This is a genomic window from Nocardia transvalensis NBRC 15921 (assembly GCF_000308875.1).
GTDB classification, from domain to species: Bacteria; Actinomycetota; Actinomycetes; order Mycobacteriales; family Mycobacteriaceae; genus Nocardia; species Nocardia transvalensis.
This window is the reverse complement of the sequence record NZ_BAGL01000002.1, coordinates 189,039-207,666: the sequence shown is the minus strand read 5'-3', so window position 1 is coordinate 207,666 and position 18,628 is coordinate 189,039. Positions and strand designations below refer to the sequence as shown.

The 18,628-nt window shown below is 69.8% G+C and carries 17 protein-coding genes; 8 read left to right on the top strand and 9 right to left on the bottom strand.

Features of this window, described 5'->3' with window-relative positions; all coding sequences use genetic code 11:
- Positions 1 to 151: 151 nt before the first annotated feature.
- A complete protein-coding gene (locus tag ON41_RS01175) occupies positions 152 to 1,600 on the top strand; it encodes a CCA tRNA nucleotidyltransferase (protein WP_040744229.1) in 1,449 nt (482 codons plus the stop codon).
- On the opposite strand, the gene ON41_RS01170 is transcribed toward ON41_RS01175, so the two are convergent.
- The 4 genes from ON41_RS01170 to ON41_RS01155 form a co-directional block, all read right to left on the bottom strand.
- Positions 1,597 to 2,367 carry a hypothetical protein gene (locus ON41_RS01170; protein WP_040744228.1) on the bottom strand — a complete coding sequence of 257 codons (771 nt, stop codon included), beginning with the start codon at positions 2,365 to 2,367 and terminating at the stop codon, positions 1,597 to 1,599. The two genes, ON41_RS01175 and ON41_RS01170, sit on opposite strands and share 4 nt — an antisense overlap.
- 85 nt (positions 2,368 to 2,452) lie before the next feature.
- Positions 2,453 to 4,126, bottom strand: a complete 1,674-nt coding sequence (locus ON41_RS01165) for a glycoside hydrolase family 183 protein (RefSeq protein ID WP_051160837.1) — start codon at positions 4,124 to 4,126, stop codon at positions 2,453 to 2,455.
- Between the two features lie 137 nt (positions 4,127 to 4,263).
- The gene (locus tag ON41_RS01160; protein ID WP_051160836.1) at positions 4,264 to 5,607 is read right to left on the bottom strand and encodes an MFS transporter; all 1,344 of its coding nucleotides are present in this window, start codon (positions 5,605 to 5,607) and stop codon (positions 4,264 to 4,266) included.
- Entirely contained in the window at positions 5,604 to 6,080 is a 477-nt protein-coding gene (locus ON41_RS01155; RefSeq protein WP_040744226.1) for an NUDIX hydrolase, read from the bottom strand. The genes ON41_RS01160 and ON41_RS01155 overlap by 4 nt, the downstream gene beginning before the upstream one ends.
- A gap of 263 nt (positions 6,081 to 6,343) precedes the next feature.
- On the opposite strand from ON41_RS01155, the gene ON41_RS01150 reads away from it, so the two are divergent.
- The gene (locus ON41_RS01150; protein ID WP_040744224.1) at positions 6,344 to 7,135 is read left to right on the top strand and encodes a pirin family protein; all 792 of its coding nucleotides are present in this window, start codon (positions 6,344 to 6,346) and stop codon (positions 7,133 to 7,135) included.
- A gap of 53 nt (positions 7,136 to 7,188) precedes the next feature.
- Entirely contained in the window at positions 7,189 to 7,713 is a 525-nt protein-coding gene (locus ON41_RS01145) for a DUF4190 domain-containing protein (protein WP_040744220.1), read from the top strand.
- Here ON41_RS01145 and ON41_RS01140 read toward each other — a convergent pair.
- Positions 7,691 to 8,275 carry a hypothetical protein gene (locus ON41_RS01140; protein WP_246460946.1) on the bottom strand — a complete coding sequence of 195 codons (585 nt, stop codon included), beginning with the start codon at positions 8,273 to 8,275 and terminating at the stop codon, positions 7,691 to 7,693. The two genes, ON41_RS01145 and ON41_RS01140, sit on opposite strands and share 23 nt — an antisense overlap.
- A 127-nt stretch (positions 8,276 to 8,402) precedes the next feature.
- On the opposite strand from ON41_RS01140, the gene ON41_RS01135 reads away from it, so the two are divergent.
- The 3 genes from ON41_RS01135 to ON41_RS01125 are packed head-to-tail and all read left to right on the top strand — an operon-like array spanning position 8,403 to position 11,660.
- Positions 8,403 to 9,254, top strand: coding sequence for a helix-turn-helix domain-containing protein (locus ON41_RS01135; protein WP_040744218.1), 852 nt, complete (start codon positions 8,403 to 8,405; stop codon positions 9,252 to 9,254).
- 10 nt (positions 9,255 to 9,264) lie between these two features.
- Positions 9,265 to 9,636, top strand: a complete 372-nt coding sequence (locus ON41_RS01130; protein ID WP_040744216.1) for a DUF397 domain-containing protein — start codon at positions 9,265 to 9,267, stop codon at positions 9,634 to 9,636.
- 53 nt (positions 9,637 to 9,689) lie between these two features.
- Complete coding sequence (locus ON41_RS01125) at positions 9,690 to 11,660, top strand: M13 family metallopeptidase (RefSeq protein WP_040744214.1); 1,971 nt, start codon at positions 9,690 to 9,692, stop codon at positions 11,658 to 11,660.
- A 170-nt stretch (positions 11,661 to 11,830) separates the two neighbouring features.
- Here ON41_RS01125 and ON41_RS01120 read toward each other — a convergent pair whose 3' ends face one another.
- The 4 genes from ON41_RS01120 to ON41_RS38720 all read right to left on the bottom strand — a co-directional run bounded on the left by ON41_RS01120 (position 11,831) and on the right by ON41_RS38720 (position 16,343).
- Positions 11,831 to 12,706 carry a L,D-transpeptidase gene (locus ON41_RS01120; protein ID WP_051160835.1) on the bottom strand — a complete coding sequence of 292 codons (876 nt, stop codon included), beginning with the start codon at positions 12,704 to 12,706 and terminating at the stop codon, positions 11,831 to 11,833.
- Positions 12,707 to 13,070: 364 nt separating this feature from the next.
- Entirely contained in the window at positions 13,071 to 14,435 is a 1,365-nt protein-coding gene (locus tag ON41_RS01115) for a cytochrome P450 (RefSeq protein ID WP_051160834.1), read from the bottom strand.
- A 62-nt stretch (positions 14,436 to 14,497) separates the two neighbouring features.
- Positions 14,498 to 15,748, bottom strand: coding sequence for a serine hydrolase domain-containing protein (locus tag ON41_RS01110; RefSeq protein ID WP_246460948.1), 1,251 nt, complete (start codon positions 15,746 to 15,748; stop codon positions 14,498 to 14,500).
- A 73-nt stretch (positions 15,749 to 15,821) separates the two neighbouring features.
- Positions 15,822 to 16,343 carry a DUF6764 family protein gene (locus ON41_RS38720; RefSeq protein ID WP_051160833.1) on the bottom strand — a complete coding sequence of 174 codons (522 nt, stop codon included), beginning with the start codon at positions 16,341 to 16,343 and terminating at the stop codon, positions 15,822 to 15,824.
- 140 nt (positions 16,344 to 16,483) lie between these two features.
- On the opposite strand from ON41_RS38720, the gene lppU reads away from it, so the two are divergent.
- Entirely contained in the window at positions 16,484 to 17,038 is a 555-nt protein-coding gene (gene lppU, locus ON41_RS01100) for an LppU family putative lipoprotein (protein ID WP_040744212.1), read from the top strand.
- A gap of 49 nt (positions 17,039 to 17,087) precedes the next feature.
- Positions 17,088 to 18,611 carry an MFS transporter gene (locus ON41_RS01095; protein ID WP_040744522.1) on the top strand — a complete coding sequence of 508 codons (1,524 nt, stop codon included), beginning with the start codon at positions 17,088 to 17,090 and terminating at the stop codon, positions 18,609 to 18,611.
- The last annotated feature ends 17 nt before the right edge of the window (positions 18,612 to 18,628 follow it).

Here is an 18,628-nt window from a genome sequence, read left to right as displayed (position 1 = left end):
GTGTTGATGTGACAACTGGGGGTGTGCGGCGATGTGAAGATCATCGGCGTGTCGGTGCGGGCGGGGGATTTGCCCGGCGCGGCGGCGGGGTGTGGTGGGGGACCAACTAAGCTGCGTTTCCGTGGTTTCGCCGAAGTCCGAGGATGCAACAGTGTCTGATCCGCACGAGGATCGTCGTACTCGTTTGCTCGCGGCGGCGGCCATAACGGTCGGGCAGCTGTCGGATGTGCTCACTCCGCTCGGCGAGATGTTCGCGGCGCACGGTCATCAGTTGTATCTGGTGGGCGGGAGTGTGCGCGACGCCGTCCTGGGGCGGCTCGGCACCGACCTCGACTTCACCACCGACGCGCGACCGGAAGCGGCGCAGCGGATCCTGCGCGGGTGGGCCGACAACCTCTGGGACACCGGCGGTTTGGCGTTCGGCACGGTGAGCGCGTCCAAGTCGGGGTGGCAGCTGGAGATCACGACGTTCCGCAGCGACAGCTACGACCGCGTCTCCCGCAATCCCGAGGTCACCTTCGGCGACACCCTCGAGGGCGATCTGATCCGCCGCGACTTCACCGTCAACGCCATGGCCGTGCGGATCGGCGCGGTCGGCGAACTGGAATTCGTCGACCCCCTGAACGGGATGGCGGCTCTGCTCGCCGGGGTGCTGGATACGCCCGCGGCGCCGGAGGATTCGTTCAACGACGATCCGCTGCGCATGCTGCGCGCCGCCCGGTTCGTCTCGCAGCTGGGCTTCGATCTCGCCCCGCGCGTGCGCGCCGCGATCGGCGTGATGGCCGACGAGATCGGCCGGATCACCCCCGAACGCGTCCGGACCGAACTGGACAAGCTCATCGGCGGCGACCATCCCCTCGACGGCATCGACATCATGTGCGAGACCGGCCTGGCCGAGCGGGTGCTGCCCGAGGTGCCGGCGATGCGGCTCGAGATCGACGAGCACCACCAGCACAAGGACGTCTACCAGCATTCGCTGACCGTCCTGCGCCAGGCCATCGACCAGGAGGACGGCGATCCGGACCTGGTGCTGCGCTGGGCGGCGCTGCTGCACGACGTCGGCAAGCCGCCGACCAAGCGCAACGAGCCCGGCGGCGGGGTGAGCTTCCACCACCACGAGGTGGTCGGCGCCAAGATGGTCCGCAAGCGCATGCGGGCGCTGCGCTATCCGAAACAGTTCACCGAGGATGTGGCCCGGCTCGTCTACCTGCATCTGCGTTTCCACGGCTACGGCAAGGGCCAGTGGACCGATTCGGCCGTGCGCCGCTACGTCACCGACGCCGGTGACCTGCTACCGCGCCTGCACAAACTGGTCCGCGCCGACTGCACCACCCGCAACAAACGCCGCGCCGCCCAGCTGCAGTCCACCTACGACGATCTGGAGACGCGCATCGAGCACCTGCGGGAGCAGGAGAACCTCGAGCGCGTCCGGCCCGACCTGGACGGCAACGCGATCATGGAACTGCTCGGCGTGCCGCCGGGCCCGCAGGTGGGCCGCGCGTGGCGGTACCTGAAGGAACTGCGTCTGGATCGCGGGCCGCTGTCGCGCGACGAGGCGGAGGCGGCGCTGCTCGAATGGTGGAACGCCGGGGCGCCCTAGAAGACGATCAGCGTCGTGCCGGTGACGATGGCCGAGCGGATCTGGGCGAGGTCGAACGATCCGGCGACCTCGGGGACGGCGATATGGAAGCGCACCCGGTCCCCGGTGCGGTCGGCGCGGACGATGGTGATGTGTTTCGGCAGGTCGGTGAGGGTCAGCGGGGCGACCCGGACCCAGCGGCGCGGGATCGGGACGCCGAACCAGTGCGCCCGGTGGACGGCGATGGTGAGCAGATTCTCCGTGACCGCCGCGTCCACCAGGGCGCGGATTCTTCGGCGCCGGTGCCGGGCGGTGATCAGCCCGGTGGTCTCGTCCACGCCCAGCCGCCAGTCCAGTCGGCCGTCGTTGAGCCAGTCGACCAGGGCCGCGGTGGTGACCGTGCCGGTGAGGTCCAGCGTGGACGTGCGCACCTTGGTCGGTACACCCGGGACCAAGCGCACGCCGTGCGCGATCACCGTCATCTCCTCGATCGGGTGACCATTCCATCGCAGGTCGGTCAGCACCGTCTTGGTCTGGAAGTGGGCGCCGCGACGGCGGGCCTTGAGCGTGCGCAGCGTGGCCGTCATCTCGTGGCCCAGCAGCGTGGCGCTGACCTCCTGGCCGCCGAACTGGCTCAGGATGCCCTCGCTGAGCAGCGTCATCAGCACATCGGGCAGCAGCGCCGTGACCGTGCCGGCGCTCAGGTCGGCGACCGGGTCCAGCAGGCGCCTGCCGATGTCCACGGCGCGCAGCGGCGACCAGGACTTGGGGTCGAAATAGGTGGCCATGATTGCTTCGAGAGTACTGGCCGGTGGTGACACCGCGCCCGTCGCGCGGGCGTGTAGACGTCGCTGACGTAGGTGTGCCAGCCCGCTAAGGGGCCGGCTCGGCGGGGTCGTCCTCCGTTTCGGGCTTCCGCGGCTGCGGTTCGTCCAGCTTCGCGTGCATCAGATACACGTTGTAGCTGTCCCAGGCCGACATGGTGAAGTACAGGTCACGCCCCGTCGACCAGGGATGGATGAAGCCGCCGTACGCCTTCGGGTAGTCGTTGGTGCTGGCCAGCTCCACGCCGTCGGTCCAGGCGCCCTGCGGTTCGGCCGCGGTCCGCAGCACGATGGCCGCCCGGGCCGGATCGAGGTAGACCAGCTGCCACTGCCCGCTCTCCTCGTCGAAGCGCACCGACAGCTCGCCCGCGATACCCGGCAGGATCGGGCTCGCCGAGTTGTCCTCCGCGGGCGCCCAGGTGCCGTTCACCCAGTACTGGTACGCCGACTTGTTGAGCACCTCGGCCCGCGGCACGCGCGCCAGGCCGATGAGGCCGATGCGGCCGTTCGGGGTGCCGAACATGTACACGTAGTCGCCGTGCGGGACCATCGTGGTGACCTGGAACTGCTTGAGGCCGAACATGTTGTCCCACACGGCGTACTGGTCCTTGACCCAGGTGCGGCCGTTGTCGTCGGAGTACGCCAGCCCGCCCTTGTTGGTCCACCACATGCCCGGGATCCGATCCCAGTGGTTGACCGACATGTAGCTCACGTACTGCCGGTTGCCCAGCGCGAATCCGGAGGTCGGGATGACCGTGGTCTCGTAGTTCTTGATCTTGCGGCTGTCCAGCAGTTCGGCGGCGTGGCAGCGGCTGTCCTGCACCATCTGGTCGATGATCAGGCCCTTGGACAGGTCGCGTTCGGTGCTGTAGCCGATCACGTTGCTGCGCCAGTCGGGCCCGCCGGCGCCGTTGCCCACCCAGCCCTTGCCGAAGGTGTCGCCGAACAGCACCGACACCTCGCCCGGGCGGTTCTCCCACATGATGCCCAGATCTGTTCCGTCGACACCCCAGCGCATATCGGTGCGGTTGGTCGAGCCGTGGCCGGTCACCTGATTCACCAGATCGACCGACTCCACCTGCCGCGGAGCCACGGGCGCCGCGACGGCTCCGGGTTCGGCCGGATGCACGACGGGCGGCGGCGGGGTCTGCGGCGCGGGCGGTTCACCGCCGGGCACCGGGATCGGAATCGGCTCGGGTTCCGGCCGGATGTGGATGCGCGGAATGTTGAATCGCGCGGAGCCCGAACTGGATCCCTGGCTCGACCCGGAGTCCGAGCCCGAGGAGGATCCGGACGACGCCGATCCCGACGAACCGAAATCGGCGGATCCCGAGCCGGATCCGGAATCGGCCGGCGGCGCGGGTTCTTCGGCCGGCGGCGCGGGCTTCGGGGTGTCGCGAACGTCCGGGCAGGGGTTCTGGCACGGGTCGACGGGCAGCGGACCGGGATCGATACGCGTGTTGTCGGGCTGCGGACCCGGCACCGGAACCGGCACGAATTCCGGATAGGGCACGGGGATATCGATATTCGGCGGCAGCGGTGGCAGCAGCGGCGGCGGGGGCGCCTTCGGATCGGGTTCGCGCGCCCGCGGGTCGAATCCCGTTTCCCCGCAGGAGTTCACCGGAGGCGGAGCCCACGGGGCCGGTGCCGCCGCAGCCGGCGCCGCCAGGCCGACAGCGGCCAGCAGGACACCGAAAAGTGCAGGCGCAGTGCCTTTTCCCATGCTCTCCCAGTTCTCCTAGATACCGGCCGCGCGGCGGTGAGGTCGCACAACTCGACCGCCATCGTGGCTGGGGTCGAGCACAGCCCGTCCAATTTAACCGACCCGTTTGCTCGTTCGCAGGACGGCGCGGCACCGCGTTATCTGGTGACCGTGTGTCGCCGCGTGTTGATCAGCACCGCGGCGATGCCCAGGGCGTAGATCACGGCGCCGGCCAGCACCACCCCGGGCGAGCGCCCGTCGTCCGGGATCACCAGCGCCGTGACCGCGACGGCCAGGACGAACGTGATGTTGAAAACCGTGTCCTGCAGGGCGAATACCTGGCCGCGCCGGGCATCGTCGATATCGATCTGCAGGGTCGCGTCGCCGGTCAGCTTGATGACCTGCCCCGCCAGCCCGAGCAGGAACGCCCCGGCCAGCAGTAGCTGATGGGCGCGGTGCTCCCCGCCGGCGCCCGCCACCGTGATGGGCGTGACCAGCACCAGCTGCACCAGCACGGCCGTGGTCAGGCCCGCCGCCACCGTGCGCGGACGGCCCAGCCGCGGGATCAGCAGCGGCGCGATCACCGCGGCGACCAGCATGCCCGAGGCCGCGGCCGCGATGGCCACCCCGAAACCGACCAGCCCGCTGCTCAGCGAAAGGCCCGCCGCGGACGAGCGGCGCAACACCAGCACCATCAGCAGCGTGTTGGCACCGAACACGATCCGGTGCGTGCCGATGCCGATCAGGGCGGTGGTGCATTCGCGGGACTCCCACACCGCCCGCGCGCCGGTGCGCAACCCGGTCGCGACCGCGCGGAGCGAACTGCGCGGGGTGGATCCCCCCTGATCCGGTCCGAGCTCCCGTCGCCGGAAACCCAGCGCGGCCACCGCGCCGACGATCGATCCCGACGCACTGGCCGCGACCGCCACCGCGGATCCGGCATCACCCGCCCCCACGGCGCCGATGATCGCGACGGAGACCGCGGCGCCCAGCCCGGCGCAGCCCGAGGCCGCCGTCGCCAGCACCGAATTCATCGGCACCAGCCACTGCTCGGCCAGCACCCGCGGCAGCGCCGCACCCGCCCCGGCCAGCACGAACCGGCTGATACCGATCACCGCCAGCGCCAGCAGCAGGAGCGGCGTCTCCGCGATGCCGCCCAGCAGCCCGGCCGCGGCCACCGCGATCAGCACGCCGCGCAGCAGGTTCGCCACCAGCAGCACCATCCGGCGGTCCCACCGATCCAGCAGCGCCCCGGCATAGGGCCCGATCACCGAATACGGCAGCAGCAGCACGGTGAATCCGCCGGCGATCGCCAGCGGATCGGTCGCGCGCTCGGGATTGAACAGGATCGCCCCCGACAGCGCCGCCTGGAACATCCCGTCGCCGAACTGCCCCGCGAATCGCACCGTCGCCAGCCGCAGCATGCCGGGGCTGTGGGCGATCGCGGCCAGTGCCGTGCGCACGATTCCGGCCGGGGAGGGACGATCGTCGGTTCTGGTCATCCCGGGCGTCCGCTGGTCGCGGTCACCAGGGCGCGCACCGCTTCCCGCATATCCGGGGCCATCGGCAGTCCGGCGAGCGACCGGGCATCGATCCAGCGGAACTCGTCGTGCTCGCCCGGCGCCAGCGCGACCTCGCCCGGTTCCGCCTCCACGACGAAGTTGTATTTACGCACCCGGGCCTTGGTCCGCGTGGCGTAGTCGAATTCGCCGGCTACCTCGACGATCCGGCGCATGCGCAATCCGGTCTCCTCGTACAACTCGCGCGCCACACAGTCGGCGAAGGATTCGCCGGATTCCACGCCACCGCCCGGCAGTTCGTACATACCGCCGTGCCAATCATCCGCGACACGCCGTACTACCAGCAATTTTCGGTCCCGGAACACCGCCACCCCCACGACGAAGTGATCGATGCCCGCCGCGTGTGCCTGCCGCCGGAGTTTGCGCTCGACGTCCGCGAACACCTCGGGTCGCATGCGCGATTCACCTCCGGTTCCGGTTGCGGCACACCATGATACGGGCGGGCGGCTGGTGCCGGACGGCCGGTGCGGCCGCAGCCGCGCCGGGTATTTGCCGAACGGCGCCCGACCGGTCGGGAGCTTACCGTGGGTACGGTGGCGGTCGCCGCGCCGGAGCCGATGAGGCCGCGCGCTAGAATTTACTGGGAATTCAGGGTCTGGTTCGTGATGTGCTCCTACCCTGAAAGGTGAACGGTGCTCGGCCGGAGAGGAGGACCACGGTGTCCACACTCACGACACCACACATCGACGTCCACCGCGGCGGCGACCGGATGAAAACCCGTGTGGCATGGCTGGATTCGAAGCATTCTTTCTCCTTCGGTGAACACTACGATCCGGAAAACACGCACCACGGACTTTTGCTGGTAAATAACGAGGACATTGTTTCCCCCGGGCAGGGATTCGATACCCACCCCCATCGGGATATGGAGATCGTGACCTGGGTGCTCAGTGGTTCCCTGGTCCATCAGGATTCCCTCGGGCACAGCGGCGTGATCTATCCGGGACTGGCCCAGCGCATGAGCGCGGGCACCGGAATTCTGCACTCGGAAAAGAACGATTCCTGGCGGCTGGCGCCGGAGCAGGGCGGCACCGGCGAACATGTCGATCCGGTCCATTTCGTGCAGATGTGGGTGGTCCCCGACGAATCCGGCCTGACCCCCGGTTACCAGCAGCTGGAGATCGACGACGAGCTGGCGGGCGGCGGTCTGGTGACGGTGGCCTCGGGCCTTCCGCAGTATCGCGACCGCACCGCGATCGCCATCAACAGCAGCCATTCCGCACTGCATGTCGCGCGCTTGGCGGGTGCCCCAGAAGAGGCGCGGGTGACTATTCCGGAAGCGCCGTATCTACATCTTTTCGTGGCGCACGGCGAGATCGAGATGGAGGGCGTCGGCACTCTCTACGAGGGCGACGCGGTACGGCTGGCCCGCAGCGGCGGGCAGCGCATCGTCGCGAATTCGCCGTCGGAAGTTCTGGTGTGGGAGATGCACGCCCGGCTCGGGGCGCAATAACATTTCACAGCGCCCGAATCCGGCTCCACGGCCGGGCGAACGAGAGGACAGCAATGCCGGAGTACCCGCCGCCCGGGCAGTATCCCCCGCCCGGTCAGTACCCGCCCCCGCCGGATCAGTATCCCCCGCCGCCGGGTAACTATCCCCCGCCTCCCGGTAATTCGCCGGGGCAGCAGTATTGGCAGGAATCACCGCAGCGCAAGGGCCTGGCGATCACCTCGCTGGTACTGGGCATTCTCGCGGTGCTGGGACTGCTGATCTTCTTCGGCGCGATCGTGCTCGGGCCGTTCGCGCTGCTGTTCGGAATCATCGCCGCGGTCAAGGCCCGTCGGGGCACTGCGGGCGGCTTCGGCATGGCGATCGCGGGCATCGTGCTGGGTGTGCTGGCCCTGGCCGGCGCGGCCGCCGAGGCGATCATCGGCTACAGCTTCTTCGTCAACAACGGTGGACGCGACTACGTGGACTGCGTCCGGGACGCCGGCAACGATCAGTCCAAGGTCCAGCAGTGCGAGCACGACTTCCGCGACACCCTGGAGAACAAGCTGAGCGTCACGCTCAGTCCGCAGCCGACCCGTTGATCCGGCACTCGCGGACGGCGGCGACGACCTCCGCGAGTCCCGGCCGGAAGTCCCCGTCCGGCGGGTCGATCCACACCCGGTACCCGGTGCGTTCGTCGGTCGGCGACGGCAGCACGATGTGGGTGCCGGGCAGCGGGAGCGAGGCGCCCAGCCGGAGCAGTTCCGCCGTCACCGCCTGGTCGCCCGGCCCGGCGGCCGGATCGGTGAGGAAGGTCCAGCGCGAGGAGCGCGGATGGCCGATGATCGGACCGCGCGGCGGACCCGCCGCCAGCCGGGCCCGCATCCGGCCGCCCAGCGCCGCGGGCACGGTGATCGCGCCGACCGCGCCCACCTCCAGCATGATTCGCCCGAGCGTCGGCTCCACCACGCCGTACAGCCCGTTCTCCATGCGGTATCGGCGGCAGCGGGCGAAGGACTCCTGGGTCGCGGTGTACGCCGCCGGGCCGCCGTGCCGCAGCTGGCCGCCCGGCGGTCCCGCGGGGGCCTCCGGGCTGATGCGCGCTGCCGACTCCGGCCCCGTCGCTCCGGTGGAACCTGGTCCGGAGGGGTCGAGCGTACTCATGGCGAACCTCGTCTCGTGTCGAGCGTCCGGGTCGAGTCCAGTCCAGCTATGCCTAGACCGTATAACTGAATAATTAAAATGACAATAGTCACACACCGGGGAATATCCGGGCGTACCATCACCTTCCATGGCTCCGCTGTCGCCTACGGTCGCCCGCTGGGAACTGGTGCTGCGCCTGCGTGAACTGCGCGAACAGCGTGGGTTCGATTCCGCCACCTTCGCCAAACGGGTCGGCTTCACCCCGGCCAACTGGTCCCACGTCGAGAAGGGCCGCCGGGTCCTGACGCTGAATACGATCGGCCCGGTGCTCGACCTGCTGGAGGTGGGCGAGGCGGAGCGCGGCGAACTTCTGGCATTGCTGTCGGCCAGTAAAGACCGCGGCTGGTGGGCCACCTCGTCGGCGCTGATCAATCCGGACCTGCAGCGCTACTACGGCATGGAGTACGGCGCGGATTACATCCGCAGCTACGACAGCCTGGTGGTGCCCGGCCTGCTCCAGACCGAGGCGTACGCCCGCGCGCTGATCAGCGCGGACGTCATGATCCGCCCGGTCCAGGTGGAACAGCTGGTGGCCGTGCGGATGCGCCGGCAGCGGCGGCTGCGGGGTCCGGAGCGGGCGGAACTCACCGCGGTGATGAGCGAGGCGACGCTGCTACAGCAGATCGGCGGGCCGAAGGTGCTGCGCGGGCAGCTGGAATACCTGGCCGGTCTGGTCGAGGATCTCGATACGGTAGACGTGCGGGTCATCCCGTTCAGTGCCCCGGCCGGCGCGATTCTCGGCGGGTCGAGCTTCCACCTGCTCGACTTCGCCGGCGATACCCTGCCGACGTTCGCGTGGGCCGAGAGCGCGGTATTCGGCGGGGTGGTCGACAATCCGGAACAGGTGCGTGATCTGGCGTTCGCCTATGTGCGCGCCCTCGACCAATCCCTCAGTCGCAGTGAATCATTGACGCTGATCAGAAAGCATGCGCGCGTGTAGAATCCTCCGCATGTCAACGACCGCCAGGTATCGGCCACAGGCCACCGGTTGGTTCACGTCGACCCGCACCAACAACGGCAACCAGTGTGTCGAGGTGCGATTCGACGGCGACGCGGTGCTCGTCCGCGACAGCAAATTCCGTCGCGATCCGGCGCACCGCCCCGAGGACGCGCCCGTCATCGTCCTCACCGCCGGGGAATGGATGCGTTTCCTCGGCGCTGTACTCGGATCCGGCCCGGCAGGCGCGGTATCCGCCGAGCCCACCCGCTCCGGCGGCGCCGTCGTCCGCCACGGCGACATCGCGCTCACCTTCACGACCGGCGAGTGGGACGCGTTCGTGGCGGGAGCGCGCGACGGCGAGTTCGACCGGGTGCTCGTGTAGGTCCCGGCGCGCTCCCGCCCCGCATCTGCATACTGGAGATCGTGACTGCCGACGTGACGACCCCCTCCGGTATCGATCTGACCTATCGCGACGACGCTGTGCGGGTGCAGGACGACCTGTTCGCGCACGTCAACGGCAAGTGGCTGGAGAGCTACGAGATTCCGGCCGATCGCGCGGTCGACGGCGCCTTCCGCACGCTGTACGACCAGGCGGAACTGGATGTCCAGACGATCATCCAGGACGCCGCCGCGTCGGACGCTGCCGCGGGCAGCGACGAGCGCAAGATCGGCGACCTCTACACCAGCTTCATGGACGAGGCGGCCGTGGAGGCCGCCGGGCTGACCCCGATCGCCGATGAACTGGCCGCGATCCGCGCCGTGACCGACCGCTCCGAATTCGCCGCCCTGCTGGGCCGGTTGCAGCGCGTCGGCGTCGGCGGGGCGCTGATGTTCTACGTCGACACCGACGACAAGAACTCCCAGCGCTATCTGGTGCACGCCACCCAGTCCGGTATCGGCCTGCCCGACGAGTCCTACTACCGCGGCGAGGAGTACGCCGAGATCCGCGGCAAGTACGTCGACCACATCGGCCGTATGTTCACCCTCGCCGGTATCGACGCCGACCCGCAGCGCGTCTTCGATCTCGAGCGCAAGCTTGCGGCCGGCCACTGGGACGTGGTGCGCCGCCGCGACGCCGAATTGAGTTACAACCTCACCACTTTCGACGCGCTCGCCGCCGAGAACCCGGAATTCGACTGGGCCGCATGGACGTCGGCGACCGCCGAGGGCGTCGACCGCTCCGGTCCGGAGCTGTTCGCCGAACTCGTGGTGCGCCAACCGGATTACGTGCGCACCTTCGCCGGGCTGTGGGCCTCGGAATCGCTCGAGGACTGGCGGGCGTGGGCCACCTGGCGGGTGCTGCGCGCGCGGGCGGCGTATCTGACCGGCGCGCTGGTCGAGGAGAACTTCGACTTCTACGGCCGCACCCTCACCGGCGCGCAGGAGAACCGGGAGCGCTGGAAGCGCGGCGTCTCGCTGGTGCAGGACCTGCTCGGCGAGGCGGTCGGAAAGCTGTACGTGGCGAAGCACTTTCCGCCCGAGGCCAAGCAGCGCATGCAGCAGCTGGTCGCCAACCTGACCGAGGCGTACCGCCGCAACATCACCGGGCTGGACTGGATGGGTCCTGAGACCCGGCAGGCCGCGCTCGCGAAACTGGAGAAGTTCACCCCGAAGATCGGCTACCCGGACCGCTGGCGCGACTACTCGGCCGTCACCATCGATCCGGCCGATCTGGTCGGCAACTACCGCCGCGGCTACGCCGCCGACCACGACCGCGACCTGAACAAGCTCGGCGGCCCCGTCGACCGCGACGAATGGTTCATGACGCCGCAGACGGTCAACGCCTATTACAACCCGGGCATGAACGAGATCGTCTTCCCCGCCGCGATCCTGCAACCCCCGTTCTTCGACATGAACGCCGACGACGCCGCCAACTACGGCGGTATCGGCGCGGTGATCGGCCACGAGATCGGGCACGGCTTCGACGATCAGGGCAGTAAGTACGACGGCGACGGCAATATGGTCGACTGGTGGACCGATGCCGACCGCGCAGAGTTCGGCAAGCGGACCAAGGCGCTGATCGAGCAGTACAACCTGTTCTCCCCCAGCGATCTGCCCGACAACCATACGGTGAACGGCGAATTCACCATCGGCGAGAATATCGGCGACCTCGGCGGCCTGTCGATCGCGTTGCAGGCCTACAAGATCGCCCTCGACGGCGCCGAACCGCCGGTCGTCGACGGCCTCACCGGCCTGCAGCGGGTCTTCTTCGGTTGGGCCCAGGTGTGGCGCACCAAGTCTCGCAAGGAGGAGGCGATCCGCCGCCTCGCCATCGACCCTCACTCCCCGCCGGAATTCCGCTGCAACGGCGTGGTCCGCAACCTCGACGGCTTCCACGAGGCCTTCGAGGTCACCGAGGGCGACGCCCTGTATTTGGATCCCGCTGAGCGCGTACGTATCTGGTAAGCGCTGGTGTTTCCGGCCAAAAGCGTGCCGGAAACATGGGTGAGGCGACGCACGACGAAGGGCCCCGGACAATCGTCCGAGGCCCTTCGTCGAATCTACGTTCCCGGCATGTCCACGCCTACGTTCCCGGCTTGCCGACTTCTACTTTCCCGGCATGCTTTTGGCCGGGATCAGTTCCAGTCGCCCATGCCGTCGCTGGTGCTGAAGGTGCCCTTGGAGTTCTGCACGATGACCGGGTCGCCCTTCTGCGCGTTCTCGAAGAACCACTGGGCGTCGGCGGGGCTGACGTTCAGGCAGCCGTGGCTGGTGTCCGAAACGCCCTGCTGCGCAACCGACCACGGGGCCGAGTGCACGAAGATGCCGCTGTTGGACAGGCGCGTGGCGTACTCGACCTCGAGCTTGTAGCCCTCCGGATCGGTGGTCGGGACCCCGTAGGTGGAGGAGTCCATGATCATCTTCCGGTTCTTCTCACCCACGTAGTAGGTGCCGTTGGGCGTCTCGTGCTTGGTCTTGCCCATCGAGGTCGGCATTTCCTTGATCACCTCGCCGTTGCGGGTGATCGTGACCGTGTGGGTCGCGTCGTCGGCCGTGCTGATGACCTCGTCGCCGACCTTGTACGCGACCTTGGTGCCGCCGGCCTCGACGGTGATGTCGGAGTTGGCGGTCCAGAAGTTCTCGGGCCGCCAGCGCACCTGCTTGTCGCCGAGCCAGTAGAAGTGGCCCTGCACCGGGTTGGACGAGGTGATGCGGATGGCCTTCTCGGCGGCCGCGTGGTCGCCCACCGGCTCCTTGAAGTTGATGACGACCGGCTGGGCCACGCCGACGACCTCGCCGTCGCCGGGGCCGATATTGGGGGCCGCGAAATTGGCCGCCGGCAGCGCCGGCGGGTTCTTCATCGGAGCGGCGCCCGGCTCGGGCTGCTGCTGCGGCACCGCGGCCGGGCCCCCGACGTCCGGGCCGCCCGGCCACAGCGGCGCGGCCGATGCGGGCGCGAAGGCGATCGCGCCGGCGGCGGCCGCCGCGAGCGTTAGAACGCCGATCCGCATGGTCCGGGTCGCCGCGTCCCGGCCGGGTCTCCGACAGATGGTGGTGCGCACAGCCGTTTCGTCCTCTCCATCCCAATTCGCACGCGGACACGCGGACACGCGCGCAGGAAGATCTGTGGTGCCAGGGCCCCGACCCCGGTCCATTACTACATCCCATGCCCGTGGGCGCCAATTGTCTTCCGGCGGTTATGAAGTTCGACCATTCGGTGTGCGACATGTCACCCTGTTCGACACGGCCGGTCGCCATGGCGTGTCTGCGCCGTTCGGCTCGGCGAGTCGGGGTAGCCGGGGCGGACCGGGCCGACAAACCGGACCGATGCGTTACAAAACCTGATTGTGATTTAAATCACAATCGACTGGCGGATCACGGCCATGTCGACACGATGTCGAAGGTGATTCCCGCATGGGGGCCGGTCGCGATGTTGTGCGGTACGGCCAGCGGAATTCGGCCGCGCGCGTACCGCGGGGACAGCGCCGGGACGACGCGGGCGAGCACGGTGGCCAGCACGATGCGCAACTCGTAGTCGGCCAGCGCGGCGCCCAGGCAACGCCGGTGCCCGCCGCCGTAGGGCGCGAATTCGAAGGGGCCGTGCCGGCGCTCCAGGAAGCGTTCCGGCCGGAACTCGTCCGGATCCGTCCAGATCTCCGGATCGGAGTGCAGCAGCGGGATCGCGATGCCCGCGGTATCCCCCGCGGACAGGTCCACCCCGCCCAGCGCGCCCGGTCCGGTCAGCCGCCGCAGCACGATCGGGACGGGCGGATGCAGCCGCAGCGTCTCCTGGCACACCGCGTCCAGGTACGGCAGCCGCGCGAGCTCCTCCGGCTCCACCTCGCCCGCCTCCGCCAGTTCCGCGCGCAGCCGCCGCAGCGTGTCCGGCTGCCGGTGCAGCCGGAACAGCGCCCACACCAGGCTGGTCGCGGTGGTCTCGTGCCCGGCGACCAGCATGGTGCGCAGATGGTCGCGCAGATCCTCGCCGCCGAGCGCCGCGCCGTCGTCGCATTCGGAGCGCAGCAGCAGGTCCAGGATGTCCGTTCCGGCCGCGCCGGTGCGCCGGCGGTCCGCGACGTCGGCGTCGATGAGGGCGTCGAGCCGGTCGCGCGTGACCCGGAACCGGTCCCAGGGCGCCCGGCCGAACGCGCCGTGCCGCAGGGCCGGAACCAGCATCAGCGGCCCGCTGAACGCCGTGAGGAACGCCCCGACGGTGGCGGTGTACTCGACGCGGCGCGCGGGATCCTCCACGCCGAGCACCGCCGTGAGGATGACCCGCAGCGTGATCGCCCGGGCGGCGGCGCGGGCGTCGATCCGGGTGCCGGGCCGCCAGGCGGGCGTGCTGCCCCGGCCGTCCAACTCGTCGATCGTCGCCTCGCGAATGGCGTTGCCGTACCGCCGAATTCGATCTCGATGAAATGCCGGCGCGAGAACGGCGCGTTCGCGGCGGTGCCGTTCGTCGCGGGCCAGAATCAAAGACGCCGAACCCACCAGCGGCTCGATGGGGTTGGGGCGCGGCGGTTCCAGAATATCGATCGGCATCCGGAACAATTCCCTTGCGCCCGAACTCGTTCCAGTGAACAGGACGGCGCCGAATCCGGGAAATCGAACGAAGAACGGATCGCCTTCCCGCGACCGCCGCCACCGGAAATATCGCTGAAAATCGACGCCCGCCCAGAGCGCGTGCACCACCGTCAGCCGCGGTACCCGCGGCCGGTCCCCTGAGGTCTGCGCACTCATGTGCACAAATACGAATGATAGGGCCGACCGGTTCGATCCCCTAGTGCGGTTCCCGCGTGCCCCTAGTCCGGTTCCCGCAGGACCGCGGCGCGCGCGAGCCCCGCCAGCCGGGCCAGCCGCCCGTCCCCGATCGTCGTCAGCGAATTGCCGAGCCGGTTGGTGACGAAGGCGACCGACATGCCGATTTCGGGGTCGGCGTAGGCGCCCGAACCGCCGACGCCGTAGTGGCCGAACGCCTTTCGGGGCGGACGCCGGGTCAGCATCGGCGGCCGGTGATAGCCCAGCGTGAAGGGGGTGGGCACGCCGAGCACGTAGTCGCGATGCCCGGTGCGCTGGACCTTGTTGATCGTCTCGATCGTCTCCGGCCGCAGCAGCGGCGTCTCGCCCGTCTCGTGCGCCGGCGCGTCGGGCGCGAGCCGGCCGTCGTTCGCCAGCGCGCCGTACATCCGCGCCAGGGCCCGCGCCGAGAACACGCCGTTGAATCCGGGCATGACGGCGTCGTGCACGCGCGGATCGGCGATCAGCTGGTCCAGGCCGGCGGGCATCCCGGCCTCCGCGACGCCGCTGAGCGCGCGGGATCGCGCGAGCACCGAGGACGCGGTATCCCACCGCAGTCCGGGCACCCGCAGCCGCGGGAACGTGCGGGCGATCCGGTGGCGCTCGGATTCCGGCACCCGGTACCAGAACTCCTCGGTGCGCAGCGGTTCGGCGATCTCCCGGCGCAGCACCTCGGTGAAGTCGTCGCCGGTCGCCCGCTGTACCAGCTCGGCGACCAGCCAGCCGAATGTCACCGCGTGATACCCCGAGGCCTGCAGCCGCCGCGGGTCGGGAACGGCGTCGGCCAGGGCCGCCACCATCGCGTCGTAGTCGAGCATCCCGTCGAAGGACTCCGCCAGCCCGCGCACCCGGTGCAGCCCGGCGCGATGGGCGAGCACGTCGCGGACGGTGATCTCCTCCTTGCCGTGCGCGGCGAATTCGGGCCAGTACTCGGCGACCGGGGTGTCGTAGTCGATCAGGCCGCGCTCGGCCACGCGATGCAGCACCGTCGCCGCGACGCCCTTACCGGTCGAGAAGCTCAGCGCCACGGTGTCGCGCTGCCAGCGCTCGTCCACCCCGGACCATCCGGCCCAGACGTCCACCACGGGTCGTCCGTGCAGGTAGATCGCGAAGGCGCCGCCGCCGCGCGGGGGCCGGGCGAACAGCCGGAAGAACCGGTGCACCACGGAGACGAAACGGGGATCGATGACCATCCGCTCCGGCGCCGCGACGGGCACGGTGTCCGGGGACAGCTCCTCGGGATCTCCCGCGACCATATGCCGCCCCTCCTGTCCGCCGCGTCGCGGCCGATAGCGTTCCGGCCCGCCATCGGGCACGGCGGGCCCGGGGTCAGGGTAACGCGGAGGACGCGGTGTGCCAGAGCCCCACCGGTGTCGCCGCGCAGCCGGTGCCGCTGAGCGAATCCCACGCGAAGGCAGCCGAGCCCAGGCAGGACGCCGAATGTTCGGCCGAGTCGATCTGGGCCCGGGAACCGTTCATCGCCACGGTGATTCCCAGGCGGTTGCCGCCGGGCGCCGCATCGATCGAGGTGTAGGCGTAGGCGTCCGGCCCGAGGCCGATGGCGACCGGAACGCCGGTCACACCCTGGCTTGCCCCGATGCCGCCGGCGGCGCCGATGCCCAGCGCGACCGCACCGGCCGTCGCCTTGGCGTAGCCGACCCCGTCGAAACCGGCGGCCCGCGCGTAGCCGGAGTCGGCGGCGGCCCGGCAGGCGGTGCGGCCGTCTACGACGGTGATGTCGCGACCCTCGCCGGAGTCGCAATGCACGTCGGTTGCCGAGGCGGTGCCGGTGACGGCCGACCAGGCCCCGACCGCTACCGCCGAGCACATGATTGCGCTGATCAGCTTCACGGTCCGCTCCCTTCGCCCCGACTCCCTCACCATACCCAGATCGTTTGCTGGAACGCCGAATCCGGGACGCCCGCGCGATTCTCGGTGACGGATCACACGCCGGGGCCCGGGGCGGGCACGCCGCCGTTAGTCTGACTCGGGTGCGAATTCTGTTGGCGGCATGGGCGGTTGCCTGCGTATTCGGCCTCGCGGCGTGCGGGTCGACCGTGAGTGGGCATCCCTCCGCGGCGAACAGCGTGGTCAAGGCGGGATCGACCACGCCGCACGCGCCGCCCACCGCGGGCGGTGACGTCGATATCCAGGTCGAGATCGGCCAGTGCGTCAAGCTGGGCGGCAGCACCTCGGCGGCCACCATCGACAAGGCCGCGTGCGGCAGCGCCGAATCCAATTTCAAGGTCGTCGGCAAGGCGCCGAACTCCGACGGGTGCCCCTCCGACGCCGACGAGATCTACTACGAGACCCTGCGCGGCCGCGAGACCGGCGCGCTGTGCCTGGACCGGGACTGGGTCGTCGGCGGCTGCATGGATCTCGGCGGTGAGGTCGTCAAACGCATCGACTGCGCTGCCAAGGCCACCGAGGGCGTGCGGGTGCTGAGCATCCTCCCGAATACCGACGCCGTCGACGCCTGCCCGGGATCGGACGGCGGATACGTCTACGACCAGCGCCGATTCGTCGTCTGCGTACAGGATCTCTGACGCCCCGAAATCCTGTCTCCACCCTGGGGAGCGCCGTAGCGTGGTCCGGGTGAATACCACGCAACTGCCGCGCCTCGGATCGGCGACCGGACGGTGGATCGTGCTGGCCACGGTGCTCGGATCGTCGGTGGCCGCGCTGGACGCGACGGTGGTCAATATCGCGCTGCCGCGGATCGGCGAATCGCTGCAGACCGGGGTGTCCGGATTGCAGTGGGTCCTGAGCGGTTACACGCTGACCCTGGCGTCGTTCATCCTGCTCGGCGGCTCGCTCGGCGACCGGCTGGGCCGACGGCGGGTATTCGTCTGGGGCACGATCGGATTCGCCGTCGCCTCGGTGCTGTGCGGGGCCGCGGTGAATATCGAGATGCTGGTGCTGGCCCGCGTCCTGCAAGGGGTGGCGGGCGCGCTGCTGACACCGGGCAGCCTGGCCCTGATCTCCTCGTCCATCGATGAACGCGATCAGGGTGCGGCGATCGGCCTGTGGTCCGGATTCGGCGGTATCGCCGGCGCGCTGGGCCCGTTCCTCGGCGGCTGGCTGATCGAGGTGGCCGGCTGGCGCTCGATATTCCTGATCAATCTGCCGCTGGCCGCGGTCGTGGTGGCGGTGTCGGTGCGGCACGTCCCGGAGAGCCGCGATCCCGGCGCGTCCGATCGGCTGGACGTGCCCGGCGCGGTGGTGGTCGCTCTCGGGTTGGGCGCCTTGACCTTCGGTCTCATCCAGGGGATGCCGCTGGTGAGCGTGGCCGGGCTGATCCTGCTCGGGGTGTTCGTGGTCGTCGAGATGCGCAGCGACCACCCGCTGGTCCCGCCGGCGCTGTTCACGGGGGCGCCGGTGGCGCGCGGCGATGCGGCGGAGGCACACCGCGATCCGCGCTCCGGCCGCGTGTTCACCGCGGCCAATCTGGTGACGCTGGCCGTTTATGCCGCGCTGGGCGGGGTGTTCTTCCTGCTGGTGCTGCAGTTGCAGCAGGTGGCCGGGTACTCCCCGCTCTTCTCGGGGATCGCGACCCTGCCGGTGACCGTGCTGATGCTGGCGCTGTCGGCGCCGGCCGGGCGGTGGGCGCAGCGGCACGGGCCGCGGCTGCCGATGACGGCCGGGCCGCTGCTGGCCGCGGCGGGTGTGCTGCTGCTGTTGCGGATCGGGCCCGACTCGGCCTCCGCGGCCGGATACGTGCGGGATGTGCTGCCCGGCGTCCTGGTGTTCGGCCTGGGGCTGTCGGCGCTGGTCGCGCCGCTGACCGGGGCGGTGCTGGGCGCGGTGCCCGCCAGTGAGGCCGGAATCGCCTCGGGGGTGAACAACGCGGTGGCCCGCACGGCGCAGCTGCTCGCGGTGGCGGCGCTGCCCGGACTGGCGGGTATCTCCGGATCCATCCAGGACGCGGCGGTCATCGATCAGGGCTTCACCATCGCCATGCGGATCTGCGTGGGCCTGCTGATCGCCGGTGCGCTCATAGCGGCCGCCCTGCTGGGCGCGCCGCGCCGCAAGCCGGCGGAACGCGCCACGGTCGACTGCCTCCCCAGCTGCGCCGCGGTGAGCGGCCCGGCCGTGCAGCCCACCATCGTCCGGGAGTAGTGGCGGTGAACAGGGCG

Bases quoted from the DNA above. Each gene is read 5' to 3' on its own strand.
- ON41_RS01110 (WP_246460948.1), bottom strand. From the start codon at position 15,748: ATGGTCGCGGGAGATCCCGAGGAGCTGTCCCCGGACACCGTGCCCGTC.
- ON41_RS01165 (WP_051160837.1), bottom strand. From the start codon at position 4,126: ATGGGAAAAGGCACTGCGCCTGCACTTTTCGGTGTCCTGCTGGCCGCT.
- ON41_RS01170 (WP_040744228.1), bottom strand. From the start codon at position 2,367: ATGGCCACCTATTTCGACCCCAAGTCCTGGTCGCCGCTGCGCGCCGTG.
- ON41_RS01145 (WP_040744220.1), top strand. From the start codon at position 7,189: ATGCCGGAGTACCCGCCGCCCGGGCAGTATCCCCCGCCCGGTCAGTAC.
- ON41_RS01160 (WP_051160836.1), bottom strand. From the start codon at position 5,607: ATGACCAGAACCGACGATCGTCCCTCCCCGGCCGGAATCGTGCGCACG.
- ON41_RS01120 (WP_051160835.1), bottom strand. From the start codon at position 12,706: ATGCGGATCGGCGTTCTAACGCTCGCGGCGGCCGCCGCCGGCGCGATC.
- ON41_RS01140 (WP_246460946.1), bottom strand. From the start codon at position 8,275: ATGAGTACGCTCGACCCCTCCGGACCAGGTTCCACCGGAGCGACGGGG.
- ON41_RS01155 (WP_040744226.1), bottom strand. From the start codon at position 6,080: ATGCGACCCGAGGTGTTCGCGGACGTCGAGCGCAAACTCCGGCGGCAG.
- ON41_RS01115 (WP_051160834.1), bottom strand. From the start codon at position 14,435: ATGAGTGCGCAGACCTCAGGGGACCGGCCGCGGGTACCGCGGCTGACG.
- ON41_RS01135 (WP_040744218.1), top strand. From the start codon at position 8,403: ATGGCTCCGCTGTCGCCTACGGTCGCCCGCTGGGAACTGGTGCTGCGC.
- ON41_RS01130 (WP_040744216.1), top strand. From the start codon at position 9,265: ATGTCAACGACCGCCAGGTATCGGCCACAGGCCACCGGTTGGTTCACG.